This window comes from Streptomyces sp. NPDC088157, from assembly GCF_044741545.1.
GTDB lineage: Bacteria > Actinomycetota > Actinomycetes > Streptomycetales > Streptomycetaceae > Streptomyces.
Genome location: NZ_JBIUSU010000005.1, coordinates 336,240 through 359,529 on the forward strand (window position 1 = coordinate 336,240; position 23,290 = coordinate 359,529).

Annotated in this window: 17 protein-coding genes and 2 pseudogenes; 11 read left to right on the forward strand and 8 right to left on the reverse strand. The window is 67.8% G+C overall.

Annotated elements, in window-relative coordinates; translation table 11 throughout:
* The first annotated feature begins 15 nt into the window (after positions 1-15).
* From ACIPFH_RS21590 to ACIPFH_RS21610, 5 genes are all read left to right on the forward strand, one after another.
* A complete protein-coding gene (locus tag ACIPFH_RS21590; protein ID WP_401828501.1) occupies positions 16-639 on the forward strand; it encodes a hypothetical protein in 624 nt (207 codons plus the stop codon).
* A complete protein-coding gene (locus tag ACIPFH_RS21595; RefSeq protein ID WP_401828502.1) occupies positions 636-1,730 on the forward strand; it encodes a hypothetical protein in 1,095 nt (364 codons plus the stop codon). The genes ACIPFH_RS21590 and ACIPFH_RS21595 overlap by 4 nt, the downstream gene beginning before the upstream one ends.
* Entirely contained in the window at positions 1,727-2,443 is a 717-nt protein-coding gene (locus tag ACIPFH_RS21600) for a hypothetical protein (RefSeq protein WP_401828503.1), read from the forward strand. The genes ACIPFH_RS21595 and ACIPFH_RS21600 overlap by 4 nt, the downstream gene beginning before the upstream one ends.
* 133 nt (positions 2,444-2,576) lie before the next feature.
* Positions 2,577-4,115, forward strand: coding sequence for a WhiB family transcriptional regulator (locus tag ACIPFH_RS21605; RefSeq protein WP_401828504.1), 1,539 nt, complete (start codon positions 2,577-2,579; stop codon positions 4,113-4,115).
* Positions 4,116-4,160: 45 nt separating this feature from the next.
* Positions 4,161-4,415, forward strand: coding sequence for a hypothetical protein (locus ACIPFH_RS21610; RefSeq protein ID WP_328480725.1), 255 nt, complete (start codon positions 4,161-4,163; stop codon positions 4,413-4,415).
* A gap of 140 nt (positions 4,416-4,555) precedes the next feature.
* On the opposite strand, the gene ACIPFH_RS21615 is transcribed toward ACIPFH_RS21610, so the two are convergent.
* Complete coding sequence (locus tag ACIPFH_RS21615) at positions 4,556-5,128, reverse strand: hypothetical protein (RefSeq protein ID WP_401828505.1); 573 nt, start codon at positions 5,126-5,128, stop codon at positions 4,556-4,558.
* A gap of 60 nt (positions 5,129-5,188) precedes the next feature.
* On the opposite strand from ACIPFH_RS21615, the gene ACIPFH_RS21620 reads away from it, so the two are divergent.
* On the forward strand, positions 5,189-8,098 hold the full coding sequence (locus ACIPFH_RS21620; protein ID WP_401828506.1) for a hypothetical protein: 2,910 nt from the start codon (positions 5,189-5,191) through the stop codon (positions 8,096-8,098).
* A gap of 161 nt (positions 8,099-8,259) precedes the next feature.
* Here the strand turns inward: ACIPFH_RS21620 and ACIPFH_RS21625 are convergent, their stop codons facing one another.
* The 5 genes from ACIPFH_RS21625 to ACIPFH_RS21645 all read right to left on the reverse strand — a co-directional run bounded on the left by ACIPFH_RS21625 (position 8,260) and on the right by ACIPFH_RS21645 (position 13,800).
* Complete coding sequence (locus ACIPFH_RS21625; RefSeq protein WP_401828507.1) at positions 8,260-8,715, reverse strand: heat shock protein transcriptional repressor HspR; 456 nt, start codon at positions 8,713-8,715, stop codon at positions 8,260-8,262.
* Positions 8,716-8,720: 5 nt separating this feature from the next.
* Positions 8,721-9,896: a molecular chaperone DnaJ gene (gene dnaJ / locus ACIPFH_RS21630; RefSeq protein ID WP_401828509.1), complete on the reverse strand. Its 1,176-nt coding sequence runs from the start codon at positions 9,894-9,896 to the stop codon at positions 8,721-8,723.
* A gap of 39 nt (positions 9,897-9,935) precedes the next feature.
* The gene (gene grpE / locus ACIPFH_RS21635; RefSeq protein ID WP_401828511.1) at positions 9,936-10,595 is read right to left on the reverse strand and encodes a nucleotide exchange factor GrpE; all 660 of its coding nucleotides are present in this window, start codon (positions 10,593-10,595) and stop codon (positions 9,936-9,938) included.
* Positions 10,592-12,430 carry a molecular chaperone DnaK gene (gene dnaK / locus ACIPFH_RS21640; protein WP_356247069.1) on the reverse strand — a complete coding sequence of 613 codons (1,839 nt, stop codon included), beginning with the start codon at positions 12,428-12,430 and terminating at the stop codon, positions 10,592-10,594. The genes grpE and dnaK overlap by 4 nt, the downstream gene beginning before the upstream one ends.
* A gap of 95 nt (positions 12,431-12,525) precedes the next feature.
* The gene (locus ACIPFH_RS21645; protein WP_401828512.1) at positions 12,526-13,800 is read right to left on the reverse strand and encodes an undecaprenyl/decaprenyl-phosphate alpha-N-acetylglucosaminyl 1-phosphate transferase; all 1,275 of its coding nucleotides are present in this window, start codon (positions 13,798-13,800) and stop codon (positions 12,526-12,528) included.
* Between the two features lie 366 nt (positions 13,801-14,166).
* Between ACIPFH_RS21645 and ACIPFH_RS21650 the strand changes: the two genes are divergently transcribed.
* The 3 genes from ACIPFH_RS21650 (at position 14,167) to ACIPFH_RS21660 (ending at position 18,683) form a co-directional block, all read left to right on the forward strand.
* Positions 14,167-16,458 carry a heterodisulfide reductase-related iron-sulfur binding cluster gene (locus ACIPFH_RS21650; RefSeq protein ID WP_356247065.1) on the forward strand — a complete coding sequence of 764 codons (2,292 nt, stop codon included), beginning with the start codon at positions 14,167-14,169 and terminating at the stop codon, positions 16,456-16,458.
* Positions 16,459-16,638: 180 nt separating this feature from the next.
* Positions 16,639-17,718: a Yip1 family protein gene (locus tag ACIPFH_RS21655; RefSeq protein WP_401828514.1), complete on the forward strand. Its 1,080-nt coding sequence runs from the start codon at positions 16,639-16,641 to the stop codon at positions 17,716-17,718.
* Between the two features lie 227 nt (positions 17,719-17,945).
* Positions 17,946-18,683: a hypothetical protein gene (locus tag ACIPFH_RS21660; RefSeq protein ID WP_401828516.1), complete on the forward strand. Its 738-nt coding sequence runs from the start codon at positions 17,946-17,948 to the stop codon at positions 18,681-18,683.
* Between the two features lie 97 nt (positions 18,684-18,780).
* Here ACIPFH_RS21660 and ACIPFH_RS21665 read toward each other — a convergent pair.
* Both ACIPFH_RS21665 and ACIPFH_RS21670 read right to left on the reverse strand, forming a co-directional pair.
* Positions 18,781-18,948 (reverse strand): annotated as a pseudogene (locus tag ACIPFH_RS21665) (dehydrogenase); the annotation flags it as partial.
* Positions 18,949-19,193: 245 nt separating this feature from the next.
* A pseudogene (locus ACIPFH_RS21670) lies at positions 19,194-19,283 on the reverse strand (phosphoribosyltransferase); the annotation flags it as partial.
* A gap of 70 nt (positions 19,284-19,353) precedes the next feature.
* Between ACIPFH_RS21670 and ACIPFH_RS21675 the strand changes: the two are divergent.
* Together ACIPFH_RS21675 and ACIPFH_RS21680 are read left to right on the forward strand one after the other, a co-directional pair.
* Positions 19,354-21,024 carry a recombinase family protein gene (locus tag ACIPFH_RS21675; protein ID WP_401828518.1) on the forward strand — a complete coding sequence of 557 codons (1,671 nt, stop codon included), beginning with the start codon at positions 19,354-19,356 and terminating at the stop codon, positions 21,022-21,024.
* Between the two features lie 1,336 nt (positions 21,025-22,360).
* Positions 22,361-22,936 (forward strand): hypothetical protein, encoded by a 576-nt coding sequence (locus ACIPFH_RS21680; RefSeq protein WP_401828520.1) that lies wholly within the window; start codon positions 22,361-22,363, stop codon positions 22,934-22,936.
* Positions 22,937-23,290: the final 354 nt, after the last annotated feature.

Below are 23,290 nucleotides of genomic sequence, written 5' to 3' on the forward strand. Positions count from 1 at the left end.
GACGAGAGACTGATCATGGGCCTCACTTCAGGACTCCAGGACCGCACCCCGCAGGAGCTGGTCACCGAACTGCGGGGACTGACCGACGTGGACTGGCCGACCATCTGGTCCGGCCCGCCCTACCCGGGGCAGGGCCTGGAAATGTGGTGCGCCCAGTTCGGGTGGACGCCGACCAGCTTCGAGCGGGTACTCCAGGTACGGAGCGACACGGGGGGTGACTTCACCCTCAACGCGCCGGGCGGCAGCTGGGCTCCCGTGGCAGGCGTCAGTCACCGGGTCTGGGGAGCCGGAGCCGAGACCGCCGCGGACAACCCCGCGGTACTGGCACAGGCGGCACGCGCATGGCCGCTCTACCTGACGGCGGCCTGCTCGGTGCTGGGAGAACCGACGTGGGAGGGATCCTGGGACTCCGAGGACTTCCCCGACGTGATCGGCGCCCAGGAACTCGCCGACCGGGAGATCCGCTTCGAAGAGCAGAATCCCTACCGTTTGGCCTACTGGCTGCCCACCTCAGGCACCGGCCCACTGGTCGTCCTACAGGTCGCCCTCGCGGTGGGAACGGCACAACAGGACTGGGACGGTGCCGCGAACCTGTCCGTCAAGTTCAGTCCGCGTCCTGTGGAGATGGGAGCAGCGTGAGCACACAGCCGATTCCCGGGCACATAGAGGCCCTGGCCGTCCGGCTCGCCAACAACGAGGCCGAGCACGCCGCGCACGCCAGATCAGACAAGGGCCGACGGGAGATCGTACGGCGGCTGCGGACGGAGGCCACGGCCAAGGGCATGCAGGTCAAGGAGTACATCGAGGCTCTGACCAGGGATCCGCAGGGCGTGACGCCCCCTGAGGGAACGGCCCCCACCAGCGCCTTCTGGTCGTACGGCATCGATCATCCAGATGCGCCGACGAACCGCTGGGGCCAGAACTTCCTCGACAACCGCTACATCGCCGAAGCCTGGTCGACCGTCCAGAACGAGGGGCAACCGGGATCCGCGCGGACCCTCGAGACGACCGAAGCAGGCCGCGAGCTGAACGCGATGTACCTCTGGGAACCAGAGGTCCTCGAAGCGCTCGGCGGAGCCGAGAAGGGCTTCACCGAGGACTGGACCCGCGACTGCTGGGGCACCATCTCCGAGACCTACGCCACCACGGCCAAGGGGCCCGTCGCCGTCTTCGCCCAGTACGCCGACACCCGCTCGATCCTCTACAACCGCGAGCTCCCCACCCTCCACGCCAATACGGATGTCGGTCTCGACAACATCCACTTCGCCTACGAGGCTCCGCAGCCGTGGCCGAAGGAGACGCGCAACGAGGTCGGCACCGACGCGGCGCGCGCGCAGCTCCAGTACAACGACCCGACCAGGGCGCACTACGTCGACCCCAAGACGTACCCGGACCAGGAACCCACGGCACGCAAGGCCGCCCTGGAATCGGAGTTCGCCTCGGTGACGGCCGAGCGAGTCGAACGGGCCACCGAGAGGAAAGCAGGACGGGACACCGAGGAATCAGCTGAACAGAAGGCCGAACAGACGACCGAGGAAGCCTCTCCACCCACGGCCGGGCCGAAGGAGCAGGCTCCCAAACCGCCATCGGCATCTGTCCCCCTGTGGCAGGCCGGCTTCAAGTTCAAGCCCGTGGTGAACGAAGCCGCCGCCTCCGGCGCAGCAGCCGCCTCTCCGGCCCCGCAGCCGCCCGACCTCCAGAAGCAGACCACCGGACCGGGGCTGGGATGAGCGCGAAGACGAGCGGAAAGCCGAAGCCGAGGTCGACATCGAAACCGGCCTCGAAGTCGAAGCCGAAGACGACTGCGGAGCGCCCGCAGAACGCCAAGGCCCAGCGTCGCATGGAACCGCTGCCGGGCCTCCGTCGCCTCCTCCACCAGGACAAGGACGACCCCTGGGCGGTCAAGCTCCTCCCCCGCCTCGTCTTCGGTCTCGCGGCCGCCTACACGCTCTTCACCATCGCCTCCGAGAGCGGCTCCGGCTTCGTCACGATCTGCACCCTGATCGTCCTCGGCGGACTGATCTGGCTGCTCCGCCGCCGTACCCAACTCCTCCTCGCCATCGGGTCGAGCATTCTCTCCGCCGCGTTCACCGGCTACTTCTCCGCAGTGGGCGACTCGGTCCGCATGTCCACAAGCGCCACCGTCACCGGCCAGGCCGCCTTCGGCTACTGGGCGCTCGCCGGGATGGCGCTTCTCGGTGCCTGGATGGTGAAGGAACACCCGGGCCGACGGGGCGTCACCGTGGTGCTCGCGGATGTGATCCTCGTCATCGCGTCCGTCGTCGGAATGTTCCTGCCACAGGCGGGCGTACCGCTCGGATTCCTCGCTGTGATCGGTGTACTGGCGATCCGCGGAAGCAGCGCGAAAGCGGTTTCGGGCCGGGCGCGCCAGGCACTTCGCCGCCTGCGGACGCACAAAGCCAGTGACCCGACGGACAGTTGAGGCCCGTGTGAACGTTTCGTCTCGTCACTGTGCCAAGTCGGCACATGCTTTGCAGATGCGTTGCACGGGGTTGACGGAACGTTTTAGGCTCCCCCCCGATCACGTATCACCACGGGGGACAACACACATGCCTATGGCCAGCCATACGGCGCTGCCCGCGCGCCCCGCGCGCGGGCCGGTACGGGGGGCGGGGGCGGGGACCGGGGTCCACACTCCCGACGCCGCTCTGCCCTGCCAGCGCCGACCGGACGTCTTCCAGCACCCGCTGCTGGAGGCACCCACGGACATTCCGTACACCTCGCCCGAGCAGCGCCACCAGCATCTCGTACTGCTCCGCACCGCCCGCGACCTCTGCGCCTCCTGCCCGTTGTGGGCGGAATGCCTCCAGGACGCCGTCGCCCACGCCGAGCCGTCCGGTTACGCGGCCGCGACCACACTCGACGACCGGCGCTGGATCCGCCGCGCCCTCGGCGTCGGCGACGCGAACGGCGACCTGCCCACCCACACCGTGGACGGACCCGGCGCGGGCCCCGGCCACCACTCCGGCGAAACGTCCCGCCGTCTGCTGCGCCTGCGCTCCCGCAGCACCGCTACGGCCGCCCGGCACGACGCCGAGCACGGACAGCCCACGCTGGAGCGGATCCTCGACGCGTTCGACGCACGCCAGGACCAACCGGCCAGGTCACGACGTGAGTTGCCCGCCATTCCACGGCAGTTGCACGAGCACACCACCGCACAGCAGACGCACAGCGACAGCCATCACCCCAGCGCCTCCAGACCGTCCCACCCCCACGCACACCCGGAAAGCAGGAGCGAGGACATGGCATCGGCCGAGTCCGGGCAGCGGATCGCCTTCTCGTACGAGGATCCCGCCCAGGCCGTACGACAGGCCCTGCTGGCCCCCCTGATCCGCTCCGCCCTGCCCACGCTCGCCGGTCTGGAGCAGCTGGTCACGATGCTGGCGAGCGTGCCCGGCGGCGAGATCGCGCCGGAGCTGCCGGACACCATCCGCGCCGCACGGAAGGCCGTGGAGGCACTGGCCCCGGAAGGGGGTCAGGGCGCCTGCGACGCCGTCGAGGCCGCCGCTGACACCACCGGCCCGCTCCGCGTCCTCACCGGTTCGGTCTCCGTCGAACTCGCCACCACCGACCCGGTGGCGGCGCTGCGCCGCGACTTCCTGGAACCGTTGCTGCGCGAACTGGCCGCCTCCCTCGCGAACATAGAGAAAGTGGCCACCATGCTGGCCGCGACCGAGGCCTCGGCGGGCGACGAGATCCATCCGGAGCCGATCCGCGCCGCGCTGCAAGGAATCCGCGCGTGTCTTCCGCATCCGGCCCCGACCGGCAGGACGTCCACCGGCACCGGCCAGGCCGCCACCCTCGCCTCCTCCGGCGCCCCCAGCATCCGAGCCGCCGTGGAGACGGCCGTGTCGACCTTCCCCGGCCCCTTCTCCGCCCGTGACGTCCTGCGCGCCCTTTCGCCCGGCGTCTACGGCGACCCCTCCAAGACGATCAGCAACGTCCTGTCCGCCCTCGTCAAGTCGGGCCGCCTGCAACGCGTCGCGCGAGGCACGTACGCTCGCACCGTCGATGTCACCATGGACGTCGCCGTTGACGTCGCCGTGGACATCGTCGTGGACGTCCCCGAGCAGGACGAGGCGAAGAGCGCCTGAGCCGGAACTGATCCGGAACCGAGCCGGAAGGAACCCAGACCCCCGATGACCGAACCGACGCCACCCCCCGCCACGGCGGACGCCCAGGTGCACGTCTTCTCCCCCAACGCCGGCCTGATCGACGGCGTCCCGGTCACCGCCCCGCCCTACGGCGACATCCAGGACGTGGTCCTGTCGATCCTCCAGCAACGCGCCCAGCAGCTCGGCGCCCCCACCCCGGCCACCATCACCGACAACCGCTACGGCGGCGCCATCCGCCTCCTGATCCACCCGGACGGCACCACGGAACAGCTGGGCTGAACCGCTTCGGCCTCAGCCCCGTTCGGGCCCGGTGATCGCCTCGCCGATGACGAATGCCTTGCCGGGCCCTTTGGGAACGGTGACCTCGGTGCCGCAGGGAACGCGGTGAACGTCCTCCCCATCGGCCCAGCGCCGGCTGATCACGCTTCGGGAGCGCGGTCGCCGGGTGGGCTGCTGACCGCGTCGATGTCGGCGATGACCTTACGTGTGAGGTCGATGTCCATCTCGAGAATGTCGCGGTCGAACTTCGCCGGTTCCCTCTCATAGCGGGCCCTGCCCACCTCGGAGGTGAAGGCGGCTGCGGGAATGGCGTCCAGTCCCGGAGGAATGAACTTCAAAAGCTCCTCGAAGGCAGCCAGCGCGTAAGCCATCGCGCCCCGGTACGTGCGGTGCTCGGATTCAGGTGAGTTGAGCATGTCGAGCCCGGCGCGACGCGAGACCCGGTGTGCGACCTCCGCGAACTCACCGGGATCGATGATCGTGGACGGCTGTGCGCCACCGAAGGCGGGCGGCGGCGGCGGGATTTCGTCCGCCATCAGGAAGGTGAAATTCCGGTTGCGGCCGCATTCCCGGCAGGCGCCTTCGTAGACAGCGACGATGTCGTCACCACGCTGCTCCAGACGGTGCCGACGATCGAAGTCGGGACTCCCGCACTCGCATGGGTGCAAGTCCATGTACAGGTGCGCTTCCAACGAGGAACGGGCTCTCAACATGACATGATCCTAGGGCTGTTGTGCGATTTGAACATGTATCGGGCCGGGGAGGGGCGTCACATGGACAGTTGGGCCAATCCCCGGACGGCGATGGGCACACTGCCGCAGTACCCACACGCGCACCAGGATGAACTCGTGTCGGCCGCGAGGCGCGGGATGGCCTCGGTGGCCGCCGCTGTCCTTGGAGATGGACTGGAGTCCCTCGACGCGGATCGCACCAAGGACGGACGTCAGTTTTTCGTACTGAGGGACAGCCGGGGAGAGTCCGCGACGGTCTGGGTGGACGCCGTTCCCCTGGTGACGGGAACGATCGCCGACACGGCGACGAACACCACATCGCAGAACTACGTGGTCCGCGTCTCCGACCGTCTTCCGACCGAGATGCTGAGTCGGGTGCTCGCGCACGAGCTCGGTGAGCTCATGGCCGTGCGCGAACGCGCCGCCGAGGGCTTGGCTCCCGTGCGGGAAGACCTGCTGCGCGAAGGAGTCCACCTCCCGGCGGATCAGGAGCTGTCCGCGGGGGACAGAGGCCGCATAGGTGAGCTCAACTGGCTTGCCGCGCTTACCGCGTCCCCCGATCTCTCCCCTCAGCAGCAGCTGGAGGCGCGTGCGGAGTTCTCCGCGCTGCTTGATCCTTACGGCATCCGGCCGACCGTCGCCATGAGCGACGAGGAGGCGTTCCGGCCCCAGGAGAGGGCGGCACGCGTGCGATACCGGGTGTCGGCCGATTTTCTCTCTGCCGGCTCCCGGCGTCTTCTCGACGCCCTCGCCCACCCCATGGAGAACCTCTCCCCCGCCGACGCCACCGCCCTCCAGGCCTCCCGGGACGCCGCCCTGCGCGCGGAACGTCAGGTCGAGGCGTTCATCGGGCGGCGGGACGTCACCATGCCCATGCCGGGCTACGACCAGAACGGCCTCCCCCTCCCCCGAGATGAGCTGCAACCCGCTGCCGAGCGCTGGGCGGAGTACCGCGCGCAGGTCAGCGAGCGCACCGTGCAGACGTTGGAGGGGCAGCTCGCCGAAGGGCGACTCCCGCTGCGCAAAGTCGCGATCGGCGGCGGCGCGAGTCTCACCGGGCGGGATCCGGAGGCGCTGCTGGTGGACGGGGCCGGCCGTTGGCACCTGGACCCCGGAGACGGCATCGTCCAGTCGGCGGACCAGGACCGCGACCTCGCGCGATGGATGGGCGTCGACCCGTACTCGGCGGTCGAGGACCCCCGGCACCGGGTGTCCATCCACGCGGTACGGGTCTGGGAGGACCAGCTCGCCACCCAGGGCGACGTGGTGAACGGCCGCGCCCGGCTGCGCCTGGGCCGGGACGGCGAACTCCTCGTGGAGATAAGGAAGTTCGGCCCGGACGGCCAGGAGAGCGGGACCCCCTTGTGGGTGGCGTGCGACGGGACGCCGAGCGTCGCGACCGGCCTCACGCCCGATGCCGTGCCGGGAATGCCACGCGGGGACTTCCCCGTGGAGAGCCGGAGCGAGGCCGTACGGCTGATCAGTGCACGACTGGGGGAGCTGGAGGGGCAGGGAGTAACCCACGCGGGCGAGGTGCGCGCCTGGCTGACCCAGGCCGAACGGGGCGGCGCGGACGCCCGTACCGTGCTGGAGGCCCTGGACTCCTCGATGCTGAAGGAGGCTCTCTCCGCGGGCCTGGAGAGCGGCGCCGCCGCGCGCATGGAGAACTGCTTCACCGCTCTCGACTCGACGCGGAAGTGGGAGGCGGCGCGTGAGGCCGCGCAGGGCCGGGCGCTGCTGGGCGACGAGGTCGCCGAGAACCGCTTCGACCCGCACGCCGCCCAGCACTGGATCATCGCGGGCTCAGGTGGCACCGGGGTCGCCAACGCCGAGATCATCCTGCGGGCCGATCCCGACGCCCGCGTCACGATCGTCGGCTCGAGTCCACCGGCCGCGCTCCGGCACCAGGTCCAGTACCCGGCGATGCTCGCCGAGTACGGCACGGGCGAGAACCCGCGGCTGACGATCGGCCGGGCCCAGGTGGGCGCGATCGAGACCTACCGGCACGAGAGCGGAGAGACCTGGTTCCAGGCGGGCTACGTGGACGAGGCCACCGGGGAACGGAAGACGGCCAGGGCCGACGGCTACGTCTCCAGCCTAGGCCGCACCAACCCCCTCCCGCCCGCACTCCAGGTCCTGGCGAACGAGGTCCGCGACCGGGGCGGGGAGATCTCCGGGGACCTGCTGTTCGACAAGGACGACCAGTACATCGGCTACGGGCTCACCTTCGCCGTGGACGGCAGGGAACACCGCGTGGACGTGGACGGCGCGGCCTCATGGCAGCTCCCGCGCGAGATATTCGCCCCGGAGACGGGACTCCAAGGCGAGTTGAACGCGATGGGTGTCCGCGGTCTGCCGTCCGAGACCGGCAACGCGGCCCCCGGCTTCTCCCCGATCGCGCGCCAGAGCGCCCTGCGCGCACGCGCCGTCGCGGCGGCTGCGGCCGGCGACCCGGAGGCCGTACGACGGCGGTCGACCATCCCGGAACGCTGGCACCGCCCGCCCCCCGGCCGAACAACGCAGCCGACACAGGAAACGGAAGCGACGCAGGCGACTGAAGCGTCACAGGCGGCGGAAGCGGCACAGGCGGCGGAAGCCGCACAGCCGAGGAAGGCGGCGGAAGCCGCACAGCCGAGGGAAGCAGCGCGACCGGAGAAAGCCGCACAGCCGAAGGAAGCAGCGCAACCGGAGAAAGCCGCACAGCCGAAGGAAGCAGCGCAACCGGAGAAAGCAGCGCAGGCGGCGGAAGTGGCCCCGGCCCCGGCCGGGACCCAGGCCGCAACCCCGGCCGCCTCAACGCCGTCCCCCGCCCCCGGCATCTCCGGTTCGCACCTCTGGCAGATGGGCGTTCCCAAGGGCGGCGCCCACCGGCAGCCCGCGCCCGACCGGCAGCCGCAGCAACAGCCACCCGGCCAGGAGCGGCCCGAACCGGGCGTCGGCAAGGGCGACTGACCCCGTATCGGGCGACCGACTCCCGTGATCCAGACACGAGATGCGGGACACGAGAGGCCAGACGCGGGAAGCGGGAAGCGGGAAGCGGGAAACAAGGCAGGGGCCCGGAGACGAATCTCCGGGCCCCTGCCCTTTCCGCGTACCTGCCGGCCGGGCGTCGGTCAGTCGGGCATCGGCTGCTGCCGCTTCGGTCGCCAGACCACCAGCGCGCTGGTCTGCTGCACCTCCTGGTACGGCACCAGGTCACGCCGGTAGGAGGCGTGCACGGCCGCCTCCCGCTGCTGCATGGCCGCGGCCGCGCCGTCCAGCGCGGCCTCCAGCTCGGCGGCCCTGGCCTGGAGCGCGGCCACCTGGTTCTCCAGCTCGATGATCCGCTTGATGCCGGCCAGGTTGATGCCCTCGTCCTGGGACAGGGCCTGCACCGTGCGCAGCAGCTCGATGTCGCGGGCCGAGTAGCGGCGGCCCCGGCCGGCGGTGCGATCGGGGGACACCAGGCCCAGACGGTCGTACTGACGCAGTGTCTGCGGATGCAGGCCGGAGAGCTGGGCCGCCACCGAGATGACGTAGACCGGGGTCTCCTGAGTCAGTTCATACGGGTTACGCCGACGGCCGTCCATCACTGTCAAGCTCCCTTCGCGGCCTCGAACAGCTCCGCCCGCGGGTCCTCGTCCGCGGTCGCCTCGCGATACGCCTCCAGTGCGTCACGAGCCTTCCCCGACAGGTCCTTCGGAACACTCACCTCCACGGTGACCAACAGGTCGCCGCGAGTGCCGTCCTTGCGGACCGCGCCCTTGCCCCGCGCCCGCATGGTGCGGCCGTTGGGCGTGCCGGGCGGAAGCTTCAGGGTCAGGGACGGCCCACCGAGCGTCGGCACCCTGACCTCGCCGCCGAGTGCCGCCTCGGTGAACGTCACCGGCACGGTCACCGTCAGGTTGTCGTCCTTGCGGCCGAACACCGGATGGGCGCCGACGTGGACGACGACGTACAGGTCGCCCGACGGGCCGCCGCGCTCGCCCGGGGCGCCCTTGCCGCGCAGCCGGATGCGCTGGCTGTCCGTCACCCCGGCGGGGATGCGGACCTGCATGGTCCTCGACGACTTCGCGCGGCCGCTGCCCTTGCAGTCCAGGCAGGGATGCTCGGCGATCAGGCCCCGGCCCTTGCAGTCCGGGCAGGGGTCGGTCAGCGAGAAGCCGCCGCCCGAACCCCTCGCCACCTGGCCGGTGCCCACGCAGGTCGGGCACACCCGGGGGGTGCCGTTCTTGTCGCCCGTCCCCGAACACGCCTTGCAGGGGGCCTGCGAGGACATGCGCAGCGGAACCGTCGCGCCCTCGATCGCCTCCGTGAAGCTCAGGGTGACCTCGGTGTCGATGTCCTGGCCGCGCCGGGGCTGGGTACGGGTCGTGCCGGGGCCGCCACGGTTGAACAGGCCGCCGAACACGTCCCCGATGCCGCCGCCGAAGCCGCCCTGGGCGCCGCCGCCCTGGGCCCCGCCTCCGAAGAGGTCGCCCAGGTCGAAGTTGAAGGAGCCGCCGGCGCCCGGGCCCGGACGGAAGCCGCCGTTGCCGAAGAGGGCGCGTGCCTCGTCGTACTCCTTGCGCTTCTTGGGGTCACCGAGGATGTCGTTCGCCTCGGAGATCTCCTTGAAGCGCTCCTCCGCCTTGGCGTTGCCCTTGTTGGCGTCCGGGTGGAACTCGCGGGCGAGCTTCCGGTACGCCTTCTTGATCTCGGCCTCGGTGGCGTCCTTGGGGACGCCGAGGACCTTGTAGAAGTCCTTCTCGACGAAGTCCTTGGTGCTCATCCTCGACGTCCCTCCTTCCACCCGCTCATCCGCTCGAGCTCAGCCCTCGTCCGGGCCACCGCTCTCCTTGTCGTCACCCGCCGCCTCGGCCTCGTCGGCCTTCACCGCCTGCGCACCGGGCTGAGGTTCGGCCACGGCCACCCGCGCGGGGCGGATGGTGCGCTCGCCGATCCGATACCCGGGCTGGAGGATCGCCACGCACGTCGTCTCGGTGACGTCGGGCGCGTAGCTGTGCATCAGGGCTTCGTGGATCGTCGGGTCGAAGGGCTCGCCCTCCTTGCCGAACTGCTGGAGGCCCATCTTCGCCGCGATGGTCTCCAGAGACTCGGCGACGGACTTGAACCCGCCGAGGAGTTCGCCGTGTTCCCGCGCGCGGCCGACGTCGTCGAGCACGGGAAGGAGCTCGGTCAGGAGGTTCGCGATGGCGATCTCCTTGACCGCGATCCGGTCGCGCTCGACCCGACGACGGTAGTTCTGGTACTCGGCCTGGAGGCGCTGGAGGTCCGCGGTGCGCTCACCCAGAGCGGTGCGCACCTGGTCCAGCTGGGCCACCAGACCGGCTGTCTGGTTCGCGTCCCCTGCCGGGGCCGCCCCGTCCGCCGAAGCGGAGGAGGGGGCGGTCTTCGGCTCGGCGTCTTCAGGGGTGGCGCCGGAGGGGACGTCGGGCTTCTCCTCGAAGCCCGGAGTCTCCTCCGTCACGCGGCACCGTCCTTGCGCTCGTCGTCCACGATCTCGGCGTCCACGACGTCGTCGTCCGCCTTCGGGGCGTCGGCCTGCGGGGCGTCGGCGCCCTGACCGGCCTGGGCGTCGGCGTACATGGCCTGGCCGACCTTCTGCGAGACCGCGGCGACCTTCTCGGTGGCCGTGCGGATCTCGGCGGTGTCCTCGCCCTTGAGCGCGGCCTTCAGCTCCTCGACGGCGGCCTCGACCTCGGTCTTGACCTCGGCCGGGACCTTGTCCTCGTTGTCCTTGAGGAACTTCTCCGTCTGGTAGACGAGCTGCTCGCCCTGGTTGCGGGCCTCGGCGGCCTCGCGACGGCGGTGGTCCTCGTCCGCGTACTGCTCGGCCTCCTGGCGCATGCGGTCGACCTCGTCCTTCGGCAGCGAGGAGCCGCCGGTGACGGTCATCTTCTGCTCCTTGCCGGTGCCGAGGTCCTTGGCCGTGACGTGCATGATGCCGTTGGCGTCGATGTCGAAGGCGACCTCGATCTGCGGGACGCCACGCGGCGCCGGCGGCAGACCGGTCAGCTCGAACATGCCGAGCTTCTTGTTGTAGGCCGCGATCTCGCGCTCACCCTGGTAGACCTGGATCTGCACCGACGGCTGGTTGTCCTCGGCCGTCGTGAAGATCTCCGAACGCTTCGTCGGGATCGTCGTGTTGCGCTCGATCAGCTTGGTCATGATGCCGCCCTTGGTCTCGATGCCGAGGGACAGCGGGGTCACGTCGAGGAGCAGGACGTCCTTGACCTCACCCTTGAGGACGCCGGCCTGGAGCGCGGCGCCGATGGCGACGACCTCGTCCGGGTTGACGCCCTTGTTGGCGTCCTGACCGCCGGTCAGCTCCCTCACGAGCTCGGCGACGGCGGGCATCCGGGTCGAACCACCGACGAGAACGACGTGGTCGATCTCGGAGAGGTTGATGCCGGCGTCCTTGATGACGTTGTGGAACGGCGTCTTGCAGCGCTCCAGCAGGTCGGCCGTCAGCTGCTGGAACTGGGCGCGCGTGAGCTTCTCGTCCAGGTGCAGCGGGCCCTCGGCGGACGCCGTGATGTAGGGCAGGTTGATCGAGGTCTCGGTGGACGAGGACAGCTCGATCTTCGCCTTCTCGGCGGCCTCGCGCAGACGCTGGAGCGCCATCTTGTCCTTGGCGAGGTCCACGCCGTGGCCGGACTTGAACTGCTGCACCAGGTAGTCGACGACACGCTGGTCCCAGTCGTCACCACCGAGGTGGTTGTCGCCGTTGGTCGCCTTCACCTCGACGACGCCGTCACCGATCTCCAGGAGGGACACGTCGAAGGTGCCGCCACCGAGGTCGAAGACGAGGATCGTCTGGTCGTCCTTGTCGAGGCCGTACGCGAGCGCGGCCGCGGTGGGCTCGTTGACGATGCGAAGGACGTTGAGACCGGCGATCTCACCGGCTTCCTTCGTCGCCTGGCGCTCGGAGTCGTTGAAGTAGGCCGGGACGGTGATGACCGCGTCGGTCACCTTCTCGCCCAGGTAGGCCTCGGCGTCCCGCTTCAGCTTCTGCAGGATGAACGCGGACATCTGCTGCGGGTTGAAGGGCTTCCCGTCGAGCTCGATCTTCCAGTCGGTGCCCATGTGGCGCTTCACCGAGCGGATGGTCCGGTCCACGTTCGTGACCGCCTGCCGCTTGGCGACCTCGCCCACGAGGACTTCGCCGTTCTTCGCGAAGGCGACGACGGACGGCGTGGTCCTGGCACCCTCGGCGTTGGTGATGACGGTGGGCTCGCCGCCCTCCAGAACGCTTACGACGGAGTTGGTTGTGCCCAGGTCGATGCCGACCGCACGTGCCATGGTGATCTTCCTCCAGCTGACTTGAGTGGAACGGACTCAAGTGTGCACGACACCCACCGCTGGGTCAACAGACCTGAGTCGGACCCACTCAACTCTTATCCGTTCCTTACACGCAATGTCGCATTGACCTGCGGGGATACGGATCGCCCAGCCCGTCGCACAGGGGGTTCCGGGTGGTTCACCTGGTCCTCGGGTTGACGCCGAGGCGCGTACACCGACGCGGAGCCCGGCACCGGACGCGGTGCGGGGCGACTCTCCTGGGGGCCGCCACCGGTTCCGCCGGCTCCGCCCGTTCCCCCGGCACCGCGAGCGGCGCCCACGGCACGGACACCCGCGGCACGGGCGTCACGCGCGCGATGCGAGCGCCGAGTCCGCCCGGGGCGACGGCCACGCGCGCGTGGCGGCCCGTACACCGCCACCCGCAGCAGCCCGAACACGACGACGAGTGCCCCGCCCGCCACCCACCACACCGCCCGCGCGTCCGTCCGTCCGGCGTGCACCAGCACCCCGACGAGCACCGCCGCGAAGGCCGCGACACCGAGCAGGACGGTCACCCCCTGGGCGGTGAGACCGAGCCGCCGCAGCCGGTGGGCGACATGGTCGGCGCCGCCGCGCAGCAGGGGCCGTCGGGCCAGCCGCCGCGACAGCACCACCAGGACGACGTCCGCCCCGGCGACCGCGGTCAGTGCGAACAGCACGCCCGCACCGGCGACGGGATCGTGTCCCGCGCGGGCGGTCACGGCGGCCGCGGCGAGCAGGAAGCCCGCGAAGAGGGACCCGCACGCCCCGAGGGCGACACGCGCGGGAGGCCAGTTGTGCATCAGGAACCCGGTCAGCGCGGCGGCGAACACGCTCAGCAGGACCGCCAGCCCGTCCATGACCTCGACGGCGGCACAGGCGGCCATCCCGAAGGCGGTGACGACGGCGACGGTCGCGGCCACCCCGTCGGCGTGGTCGAGGGAGCGGAAGGCGAGGGCCACGAAGGTGATCCAGCCGACGCCCGCCACTCCCGCCACCACTCCGGTGTCGCCGTACGGCACCACGAAGGCGGCCGCGACGGCCGTACCGATGACCAGGAACCGCGTGTGGAGCCGCCACACGTCCGCGACGAGCCCGAGCGCGGCGACGGCGCCCCCGGCGGCGAGCAGCACCTCGATGCCGCCCCCGAGCGGAGCGATGCCCGTCCGGTCCCCGGCGACCGCGACGAGACAGGTGGCGAGCACCACGGCGGCACCCCCGAACAGAGGCACCCGCCGCTGTCGCTGCCGCCGGTCGAGCAACCCCAGACGCAGGGCGGGCACGCGCAGCAGCGCGGCGAGGACGGCGGCGAGGAACAGGGCGGTGATGGCGGCGACGATCCCGTAGAGCACGGATATAAATTAGTCATAAATGTACCAATTTGGTACGCATAACACGGCCGAGTTTGCGACCGCCTCACGGCCGGACCCCGACCGCGACCCGACAGGAATCCGGCCGAGGCCCGACCACGATCCGGCCGCGATCCGGCCGGAAAGCGCCCCACGCCGACCGCGGAACCGCCCCGCGCTCCCACCCACGATTCGACCCTTGATCCGCCGCACGACCGACCCGAAACCCGATCGGATTCTGAGGCAACCCTCAGCGACTGAGATCACTCCGCATCCCGCTACAGTGCGACGGAGAATACGGGGTAGTCTCAGACGGACTGCATAAGTTACCGCTTAGTAATTTCCCTCGCAGGCCCGAGGAGCCCCCAAATGCAACTCGCCGCGATCATCGTGTCGCTGCTTCTGACCGCGGTCGGCGTCGCGCTGATCGCGCGTGCCATCGGCCAGTTCGTCCGGTACTTCAAACTGGGCCAGCCGCTGCCCGCAGGAGCCCGGACAGACAATCCCTACGCGCGCAGCGTGACATTGGTGCGGGAGTTTCTCGGCCACACGCGGATGAACCGCTGGGGCATCGTGGGCTTTGCCCACTGGTTCGTGGCGATCGGCTTCCTGACACTGCCGCCGACCCTCGCCCAGGCCTTCGGTCAGCTCTTCCAGGCCGACTGGGTACTGCCGGTCGTCGGCGACTTCCTGCCGTTCGAGCTCTACATCGAGTTCATCGGCGTGATGACGATCCTCGGCATCGCCGTCCTCATGGCGATCCGGCTGCTGAACCTGCCCTCCCGCGCCGGCCGCAAGTCCCGCTTCGCCGGCTCCAAGGCCGGTCAGGCCTACTTCGTCGAGTACGTCATCCTCACCATCGGCCTCGCCATCTACGTGCTGCGGGGCCTGGAGGGCGCACTGCACCACGTGGAGCACTACGAGGCCGGCTACTTCGCCTCGTACCCGCTCGTCCTGGCCTTCAAGGGGCTGAGCGTCACCGCGCTCCAGAACCTGGTCTACCTCGTCGCGATGATCAAGATCGGGACGTCGTTCATCTGGATGATCGTGGTCTCGCTCAACACGAACATGGGTGTCGCCTGGCACCGTTTCCTGGCGTTCCCGAACATCTGGTTCAAGCGCAACGCCGATGGCGCGACGGCGCTGGGCGGGCTGCAGCCCATGACGTCGGGCGGCAAGCCGATCGACTTCACCGACCCCGGTGACGACGACGTGTTCGGCGTCTCCCAGGTCGAACAGTTCTCCTGGAAGGGCCTGCTGGACTTCTCCACCTGCACCGAGTGCGGCCGCTGCCAGTCGCAGTGCCCCGCCTGGAACACCGGCAAGCCCCTCTCCCCCAAGCTGCTGATCATGTCGCTGCGCGACCACGCGCACGCCAAGGCGCCCTACCTGCTGGCCGGCGGCGGCAAGACGGCGGAGGGCGAGGAGAAGGCGTCGGAGGAGCAGCTCAAGGACGTGCCCGCGGCCGCGCTGGCCGAGGCCGAGCGCCCCCTCATCGGCACCGCCGAGGAGAACGGCGTCATCGACCCGGACGTCCTGTGGTCCTGCACCACCTGCGGCGCCTGCGTCGAACAGTGCCCCGTCGACATCGAGCACGTCGACCACATCGTCGACATGCGCCGCTACCAGGTGATGATCGAGTCCGCGTTCCCGTCCGAGGCGGGCACGATGCTCAAGAACCTGGAGAAGAAGGGCAATCCCTGGGGGCTGGCGAAGAAGCAGCGCCTGGAGTGGACCAAGGAGGTGGACTTCGAGATCCCGGTCGTCGGCCGTGACATCGAGGACCTCACCGAGGTCGAGTACCTGTACTGGGTCGGCTGCGCCGGCGCCCTCGAGGACCGCGCGAAGAAGACCACCAAGGCCTTCGCGGAGCTGCTGCACATCGCGGGCGTCAAGTTCGCGATCATGGGCGGCGACGAGAAGTGCACCGGTGACTCCGCCCGCCGCCTGGGCAACGAGCCCCTCTTCCAGGAACTCGGCATGGAGAACGTCGCCGCGCTGAACATGGCGTTCGGCGAGGAGACGGACGACGAGGGCAACGTCACCCCGGAGTCGAAGAAGCCGAAGTCGGCGAAGAAGATCGTCGCCACCTGCCCGCACTGCCTCAACACGATCGGCAACGAGTACCCGCAGCTCGGCGGCGACTACGAGGTCATCCACCACACCCAGCTGCTCCAGCACCTGGTGGACGAGGGCAAGCTGATCCCGGTGACCCCGGTCGAGGGCATCATCACCTACCACGACCCCTGCTACCTGGGCCGGCACAACAAGATCTACACGCCTCCGCGCGAGATCATCGCCAGCGTCCCGGGTCTGCGGAACGAGGAGATGCACCGCCACAAGGAGCGCGGCTTCTGCTGTGGCGCCGGTGGCGCGCGGATGTGGATGGAGGAGCGGATCGGCAAGCGCATCAACAACGAGCGCGTCGACGAGGCCCTCTCCCTCAACCCGGACATCGTCTCCACCGCCTGCCCCTTCTGCCTCGTCATGCTGACCGACTCGGTCAACGGCAAGAAGAACGAGGGCAAGGCGAAGGAGTCCATCCAGGTCGTCGACGTCTCCCAGCTCCTGCTGGAGTCGGTCAAGACCCCGGCGGACGACGAGCCCCCGGCCGGCGCGGCGGAGGCCGAGAGCGAGCCGGAACCGCAGCCGGTGAAGTAGCCCGAACGGCCGTACCGACCCGGTACCCGTGCCGTACCGACGCCCCCGTGTCCCGCCCGGACACGGGGGCGTCGTCGTTGCCCGCCTCCCCCTCCCCCACGCCCCGTAGAACGCCACCTCTCCCCCTACGGAGCTCCCCTGACGAACCGCCGGCTCCCGCCCCGTCGTTCCCCTTAGGGGATGTCACAGCTCGGCAGCAAAGCCGTACCCGGACGGCAGGCCCCGGTACGCCACTCAGCGGGACCAGGTACGTTCGAAGACGTGGCTGGATTCAGGATCGGACGGGGCGGCCGGGACAACCGTGCCCCGCAAGCGCGACCGCAACACCCTTCGCACGGGCAGCAGGCGCCCCAGGGACCATCGAGGTCCGCTGGGCCGTCGGGACCCTCGGGGCCGTCGTACGGCTACCCGTCGGCCCAGCAGCCGTACCCGCAGCAGCGTCCGCAGTACGGCGGCACGGGCGCAGGCGCGGGCGGCGGCCAGTGGCCGCAGGCGAACGGCGGCGGGTACGGCGGCCAGAACGGCGACGAGCCGGAGTACTTCGGCGGCGACGCCCCGTACGGCGCTCCGGGCGGCCCGGGGGGCGCCCCGCACGACCCGTACGCCGCGAACAACCCGGGTCACACCCAGGCGTTCTCGATCGACGAACACAACCAGTACGACCAGTACAACCAGGGTGGTACGTACCACGCCGGCTCGGCCCCGGCGGGCCCGATCGGTCCCCGCCTGCACTGGAAGGAACTACTGAAGGGCATCGTCCTCACCCCCAAGCAGACCTTCCTCCAGATGCGGGACTACACGATGTGGGGCCCCGCTCTCGTCGTCACGTTCCTCTACGGGCTGCTCGCGGTCTTCGGCTTCGACGGCGCGCGCACGGACGCGATAAACGCGACGCTCTCCAACGCGATCCCGATCGTCCTGACGACGGCCGTCGCGATGGTGCTGAGCTCCTTCGTCCTGGGCGTGGTCACCCACACTTTGGCCCGCCAGCTGGGCGGCGACGGAGCATGGCAGCCCACCGTTGGCCTCTCCATGCTGGTCATGTCCCTCACGGACGCCCCGCGCCTGGTCGTCGCGATGTTCTTCGGCGGCGACGCGTCGTTCGTACAACTGCTGGGCTGGGTGACATGGGTGGCGGCCGGCGCCCTCCTGACCCTGATGGTCAGCCGCTCCCACGACCTCCCGTGGCCCAAGGCGCTGGGCGCGGCGTCGATCCAGCTGATCGCACTGCTGTCGATCGTGAAGCTGGGCACCTTCTAGCACCTGACGGACACCCGTAGGGCCCTCGGCTGATGGCCGGGGGCCTTTGGCATGCCCGTCACCCAACGTGAGAATTTCACGAGAGCGCGGGGACGCGAAACCGCCAAATAGCCGCATGTCGAACCGTATCAACTACAGAAAGTAATATATTGTGACTGTTTCCTGACAACCTCCTACAAGGAGTGCGCGTGAAAGCTCGCCTTGGCTTGAGACGGGGAACGCTCCTCGTGACGGCCCTGCTGGTCGCCGTGACGGCCGCCGGCCTCCCGGGATCGGCGTCCGCCGACACGAACAACAACCAGGCCCACCGCCCGGACCACTGGGGCGTGATCGCCCGCAACACGATCGGCTCTCCCGTCGCCGCACTGCGCAAGGGGCCCTACGGCCCGTTCGGCGTGACGGGCACTGCCGCCAGTCCGCCGTACGGGCAGGGCAGCCTCGGCATCGAGGTGGCGAACAACTCCACCACGCTGACCCCTCCCAGCGAGAAGGTCGACTTCGGCAATGAAGTGGACTTCTACGGGAAGCGCCTGCTGGGGCTGCGGCGCGTCGGCTTCCACGTGTTCCAGACGGGCGAGAACGTCTCCTACGGGGGCCCGGCGAACATGCCGAACATCAGGTTCGAGATCGACCCGGACGTGACGTCCACCGACGACTACTCCACGCTGGTGTGGGTGCCGAACGCGTCCCCGGTCACGAACGGCTGGAGCCCGTTCCTCGACGCCACGACGACCGGCTACTGGTACCTCACGGGCGGCGAGACAAGCTGCAACCAGGCCGCGCAGTGCACCTTCACCCAGCTGAAGGCCTCGTTCACCAACGTCAACGCCAGGCCGACCATCTACACGGCCGCCGTGGGCAAGGGGCGGGACTTCATGTGGATCGGCGCGGTCGACGGCCTCCGCCTCAACGACTACATCTACGACTTCGAGCCGGACGGCGTCAAGGTCCGCCAAGTCCGGTAGCCCGGAGGAACGTTCGAGACGTGTCGGGCCGAGACAGACGCCGGCCCGACCCCGCCTCGCTGCGTCACGCGATACGCGTTGCGCAGCGAGGGACGAGTCACCAGGGCACGACTCCCTGGTCGTCGAACAGCCGGCCGGTGGGGCCGTCGTCGGGCAGAGTCGCCAACCGGATGACGATCGCCGCGCCCTGCCCGGGGGTCCGCGTACCGCTGGACCCGTTGAGGTCGGTGGCCACGTAGCCGGGGCAGGCGTTGTTGATCAGGATCCGAAGGACAGGTGGCGATCCTGCCCGCCGCCCACCCACTCGCCGGCCGTTACCGGATCCGGGCGGCCGAGGTCGCCGCGTTGCCGGAGCTCCCGCCGGCCCGCTGACCCGGTCCCGGCGGCAGCTACCCGGAGGGACCAGAGGGCTGTGAAGGGTGTCGACACGGCGGTGACGCGTAGCGACACGGATGTGGAGCGGTTCGCGACCCGACCACCGGCCCCGCGGCCGGTTCGTCGACCGACGCCCTACAGCGCTTCCCCGGACGGCGTGATCGGCTCCCCCGACTTACGCACTACCGGCAGAACGCTCCACGGAAAGTTGATCCAGTCGTCGGTTCAGTCTTCTTCCACACGCGCCTAGACTGGCCTCGCAGGCACACACGGTCGAGGTAAGGGAGCCAGGGCGTTGTACAAGCTGGACACAGGTATGCGGGTGCTCCTCGTCCGCCGCATCAGCCGCGACACCGAGTCGAGCAGCTCGCTGGACCGACAGCAGGAGCAGCAGACAGAGGCCCTCAAGGGCACCGGGTGCATCGTCGTGGACGACGTAGTGGACGCCACCATTTCCGGCAAGATCAATCTTGATGACCGGCCCAAGCTGGGCAAGTGGATGAAGCAACCACTGTGGCACGAGTGGGACGCAATTCTTGTCACGTCGTTGGACCGGATCACGAGAAACCAGGCTCACTGGGAAGCATTTGCCGAGAGGTGCCACCAGGGGGACAAAGAAATCATTTGTCTCGATGACCCAGGGCTGGACATTCACACCGGCACCGGCCGAGTGATTGCCTATGTCAAGGCGTCCCAAGCTCAGGCATACCGAGAGGCGATCTCGGAGAAGCGCATAAATCAGAATGTCTCGTTCAGGGCGGCACGCCTCTGGGCAGGCGGCACATGGCCATTCGGGTACCGGCCGGAACGTGTCAGCCATGATGGAAAGGAAAGATTTAAACTCTTTCTTGACCCGGTGACTTCCGAACTGATCCGGGAAGCCTACGAGCGGATCATCAACGACGAATGGTCTCTCGGCAAGATTGCCCGCGACTGGAACACACGCGGAGTCCTTACCCCGAAGGATTACCAGCGGAGTGAAACAGCAATCGCCAAGGGGATTGCTCCGGAGATCAGGGGGAGCAAGTGGTCCTCCAGTAACCTTGGAGCAATCTTGAAAAAGCCAGCCGTGAAGGGGCTGGCCATGCATAACGGCGAGACATTTAAAGAACATGGGATGGATGTCAGGTGGGCCGACCCGATCCTGACAGACGAAGAATTTGACCGCCTCCAGGACGCATTGCAGAACATGGGCAAGAATCGGAGCGGCATCCGGGGCAACACCAATCCGATTTCAGGACTCGCTCTTTGCCCGTGCGGCTGCCGCCTCTACCCGGAAGTAAGAAACAATGCCCGTAAGGACGGCACCACCAAGGCATACCACGTATTCCGGTGTGGATCTCGAATCCTGAACGGCACCTCGTGCGGATTCCAACCCACCTGGCCTCAAGATGTTGTTCTCAACGAACTGGCGGAAAGGTTCCTCAAGGGGTACGGCGAAACTGAGATGATCGAGCGCACCTGGGTTCCCGGCAAGAACAACAGGAAGCGCATTGAGGAACTCAAGGCATCTATCTCAAACCTGACTGCCGCAATCGGTCAGGCTTCCTCCGCTGCTGTCATTTCCAGCCTGGTAGCTGCACAGGAAACCAACTCGGGAGAACTCGCTAAGCTGGAAAGGGAACCTTTCATTCCCGGGTACTGGAAAGAAGTGGGAACAGGTAAGACTTACGGTGAGATGTGGGCTGGGCTCCAAGGATGGCAGGAGCGAGGGCCTTTCCTCCGACGTGCAGGGTTCCGCATCTTGCCCGTGAAATACGACGGAGAAGCATTCTTCGCAGTGATCGGCGACATGACCAGTGACGCGGCCGCTGCCGACTCTGAGAATCAATTCGACTCGAAGGAATACGACAAGGCCGTTCATGCCGCTTACCTTCAGATGATGGGGGCTCCGGACGGTATCGCCGAGTCGGCGGAGGACCTCCGAGCACTTCCACTACTGAAGCAGGCCGAACAGGCGGCCTGAGCCCCAAATAGGCAGCCCCCGGTGTCGAGCCGGGGGCTTTCTCATGTCCGGGCGAAATTAAGGAATCCAGGATGTGGACGGATTCAGCAAAAAGCGCCTCTTCCCCAGTAATGCCAAGGGTACGTGATTGTGGTCACACCCTCTAAATGGCCTCTCTTTTCTGACTTTCAAGTCCACTAGAACCCGTACGCATTGGCGGCCCATGTGACGTCCCGATCCGGAAACGCGCATGGGTAGACCCCCTCCCCACCCCCCTGGCACCCATATGGGCACTCACAAACACTCTCAGCAACACCACGAAACGAGTGCTGCTAAAGCTTCCGTCGACATCATCGGCAAACAAGCCTGAGTACTTGCCTAAGCTCCTTTCTCCCAGCCTTCGGGCGGGCACTCTCGCTCTCTTCTCTCAGTCGTTCAGATCGAAGCTCACGACGTTGCCGACAGGGCAGACCGAAGCCGCTCACCGTAGATAGGCCACCCGTGCCGGAGGGCGGGCCGCAAGGGGGCCGCTGGACGGCTAGAGACCCCGGAGTCAGGTTGGGTGCCGGGGAGGCCCTGAGAGGGCGGCAGGGGGCGACACGGGGCACCGGGGGTCTTGCCGACCACCCACTACCCCAGACATACCGAAGGGGCCGACTCAAGAGCCGGCCCCCAGGGGTCTAGCTGAGCAACGGTCCGGGCTACTCGATTGCGGTTGAAGAGGGGGTCCCCTCCCCCCTGGCTTGAGACGTCAACTCACGGGCTGCTATTGCCACTTGCTCTTAGGTAGCTGGAGAACACCCTTTACCTGAAACCCTCCCTCCCACTTACTTAGTTACTTAGTTAGGTGGTCCACCTAGAAAAGCCTGAGACCCGGATCACACCTCCAGACCTGTAACGCCGAAGCTGTACCGAACGATGTACCCAGTGATGGACCTGTTGCCTATCCACTCTTAATCCATCGGGAATCAGAATCTGCTGATGCTTTAGCCTGCTCTGAAACGGGTTGGAATTAGGAGCATCATCGCTAACTGGAGATTTCTTGTGCCGTTCCCGCAAATGAACCCGAGAGAGTCCCGAGACGCTCTAGCCGCTGAGCTATCCGAAGTTCTGCACAAACAGGGGATGAGTCAGCCTGAGATATTCGAAACTTTGCAACGTCTGGGTGTGCCTATATCCGTGGCCCACACGATCAGCCAGAGCGCCAACCGCTAGTTTCATCTAAACCTTGATGTTCTACTTGATTTGAGCTTCCGCCGGACGGCCAGCTCGACCCAATAATCCAATATAGCGAGAACCCATCAGGGGCTAGTCATTTCGACTGGCCCCTTTCTTTATGCCCAGAAGGAGCTACCTCATGACTACCGCTGTAGCCAAGTGCAACAGTCCGTTCTGCCCCTGCGCCAATCCGGTGATCAATACGCCTTGCCCCGAGAGGCCGCAAGAGACCTTCTCTACGGTTGTCACGGCCTCCCCGAAGGAATCCCCCACCGAGCCGGTAAAAGTCCAGGAGGCGGCGAATGAGGGCTTCCTCGCCACCTCTGCGGCTGAGATCGAAGAGCGCAGCCGGAAGGTACGTAAAAGAGGGTTCCTCTTCGCCGCAGAACACACACCGCCTACTGGGCAAGCCGCCCTTTGGTACAAGGAGGCAATACAGTACGTGCCCCGTAGCGGAAGGGACGTTGCGAGGCAGATAGCCCGACTGTCCGGAGAGGACTCTCAGGTAACTATCCCCCTGCGTTCCTTGGCGGATGCAGTAGGCAAGTGCAACCGTGCTGGACACCTCCGCTCCTATACAGACCGTGGGATCGAGGTCCTGATAGAGAGTGGTTGGCTCCGAAAGGAAGTCATTGGCCAAAAGCGAGGAGCTAAGACCACGTTCTATCTCCAGGTGGGGGACCTCGCCGACTTGACCCACCTGGAGGACGACTAACTTATGGCCCTAGTAGGAGCCGCCACAGCAAGTGAAGACTTATGGCCCTAGTGAAGAGTCCGGCCTCCCCCGGCTGGACGACAGGACTAACAATGTCCTCAGTAGAGGCCAGCTCTACCCGCTGGCCGACTGAGAGTGACCCATCTGAGGGTCACGACCATAAAGATATCTTTGATATGCCCCTGGGTATCAGACCCAGGGGCTTAGTCTTGTAGCCGCTTTGGCGGCTAAGTAGATTCATAGACCCAGATGAGCCAGAAGCCATCTGGGGATGGAAGGCCGCATCTGAGTCCAGATGCCCGGTCCTCCTCCGTCGGTACTAGCCAGGAGCTAACTCCTGTCTGTCCTCCGGAG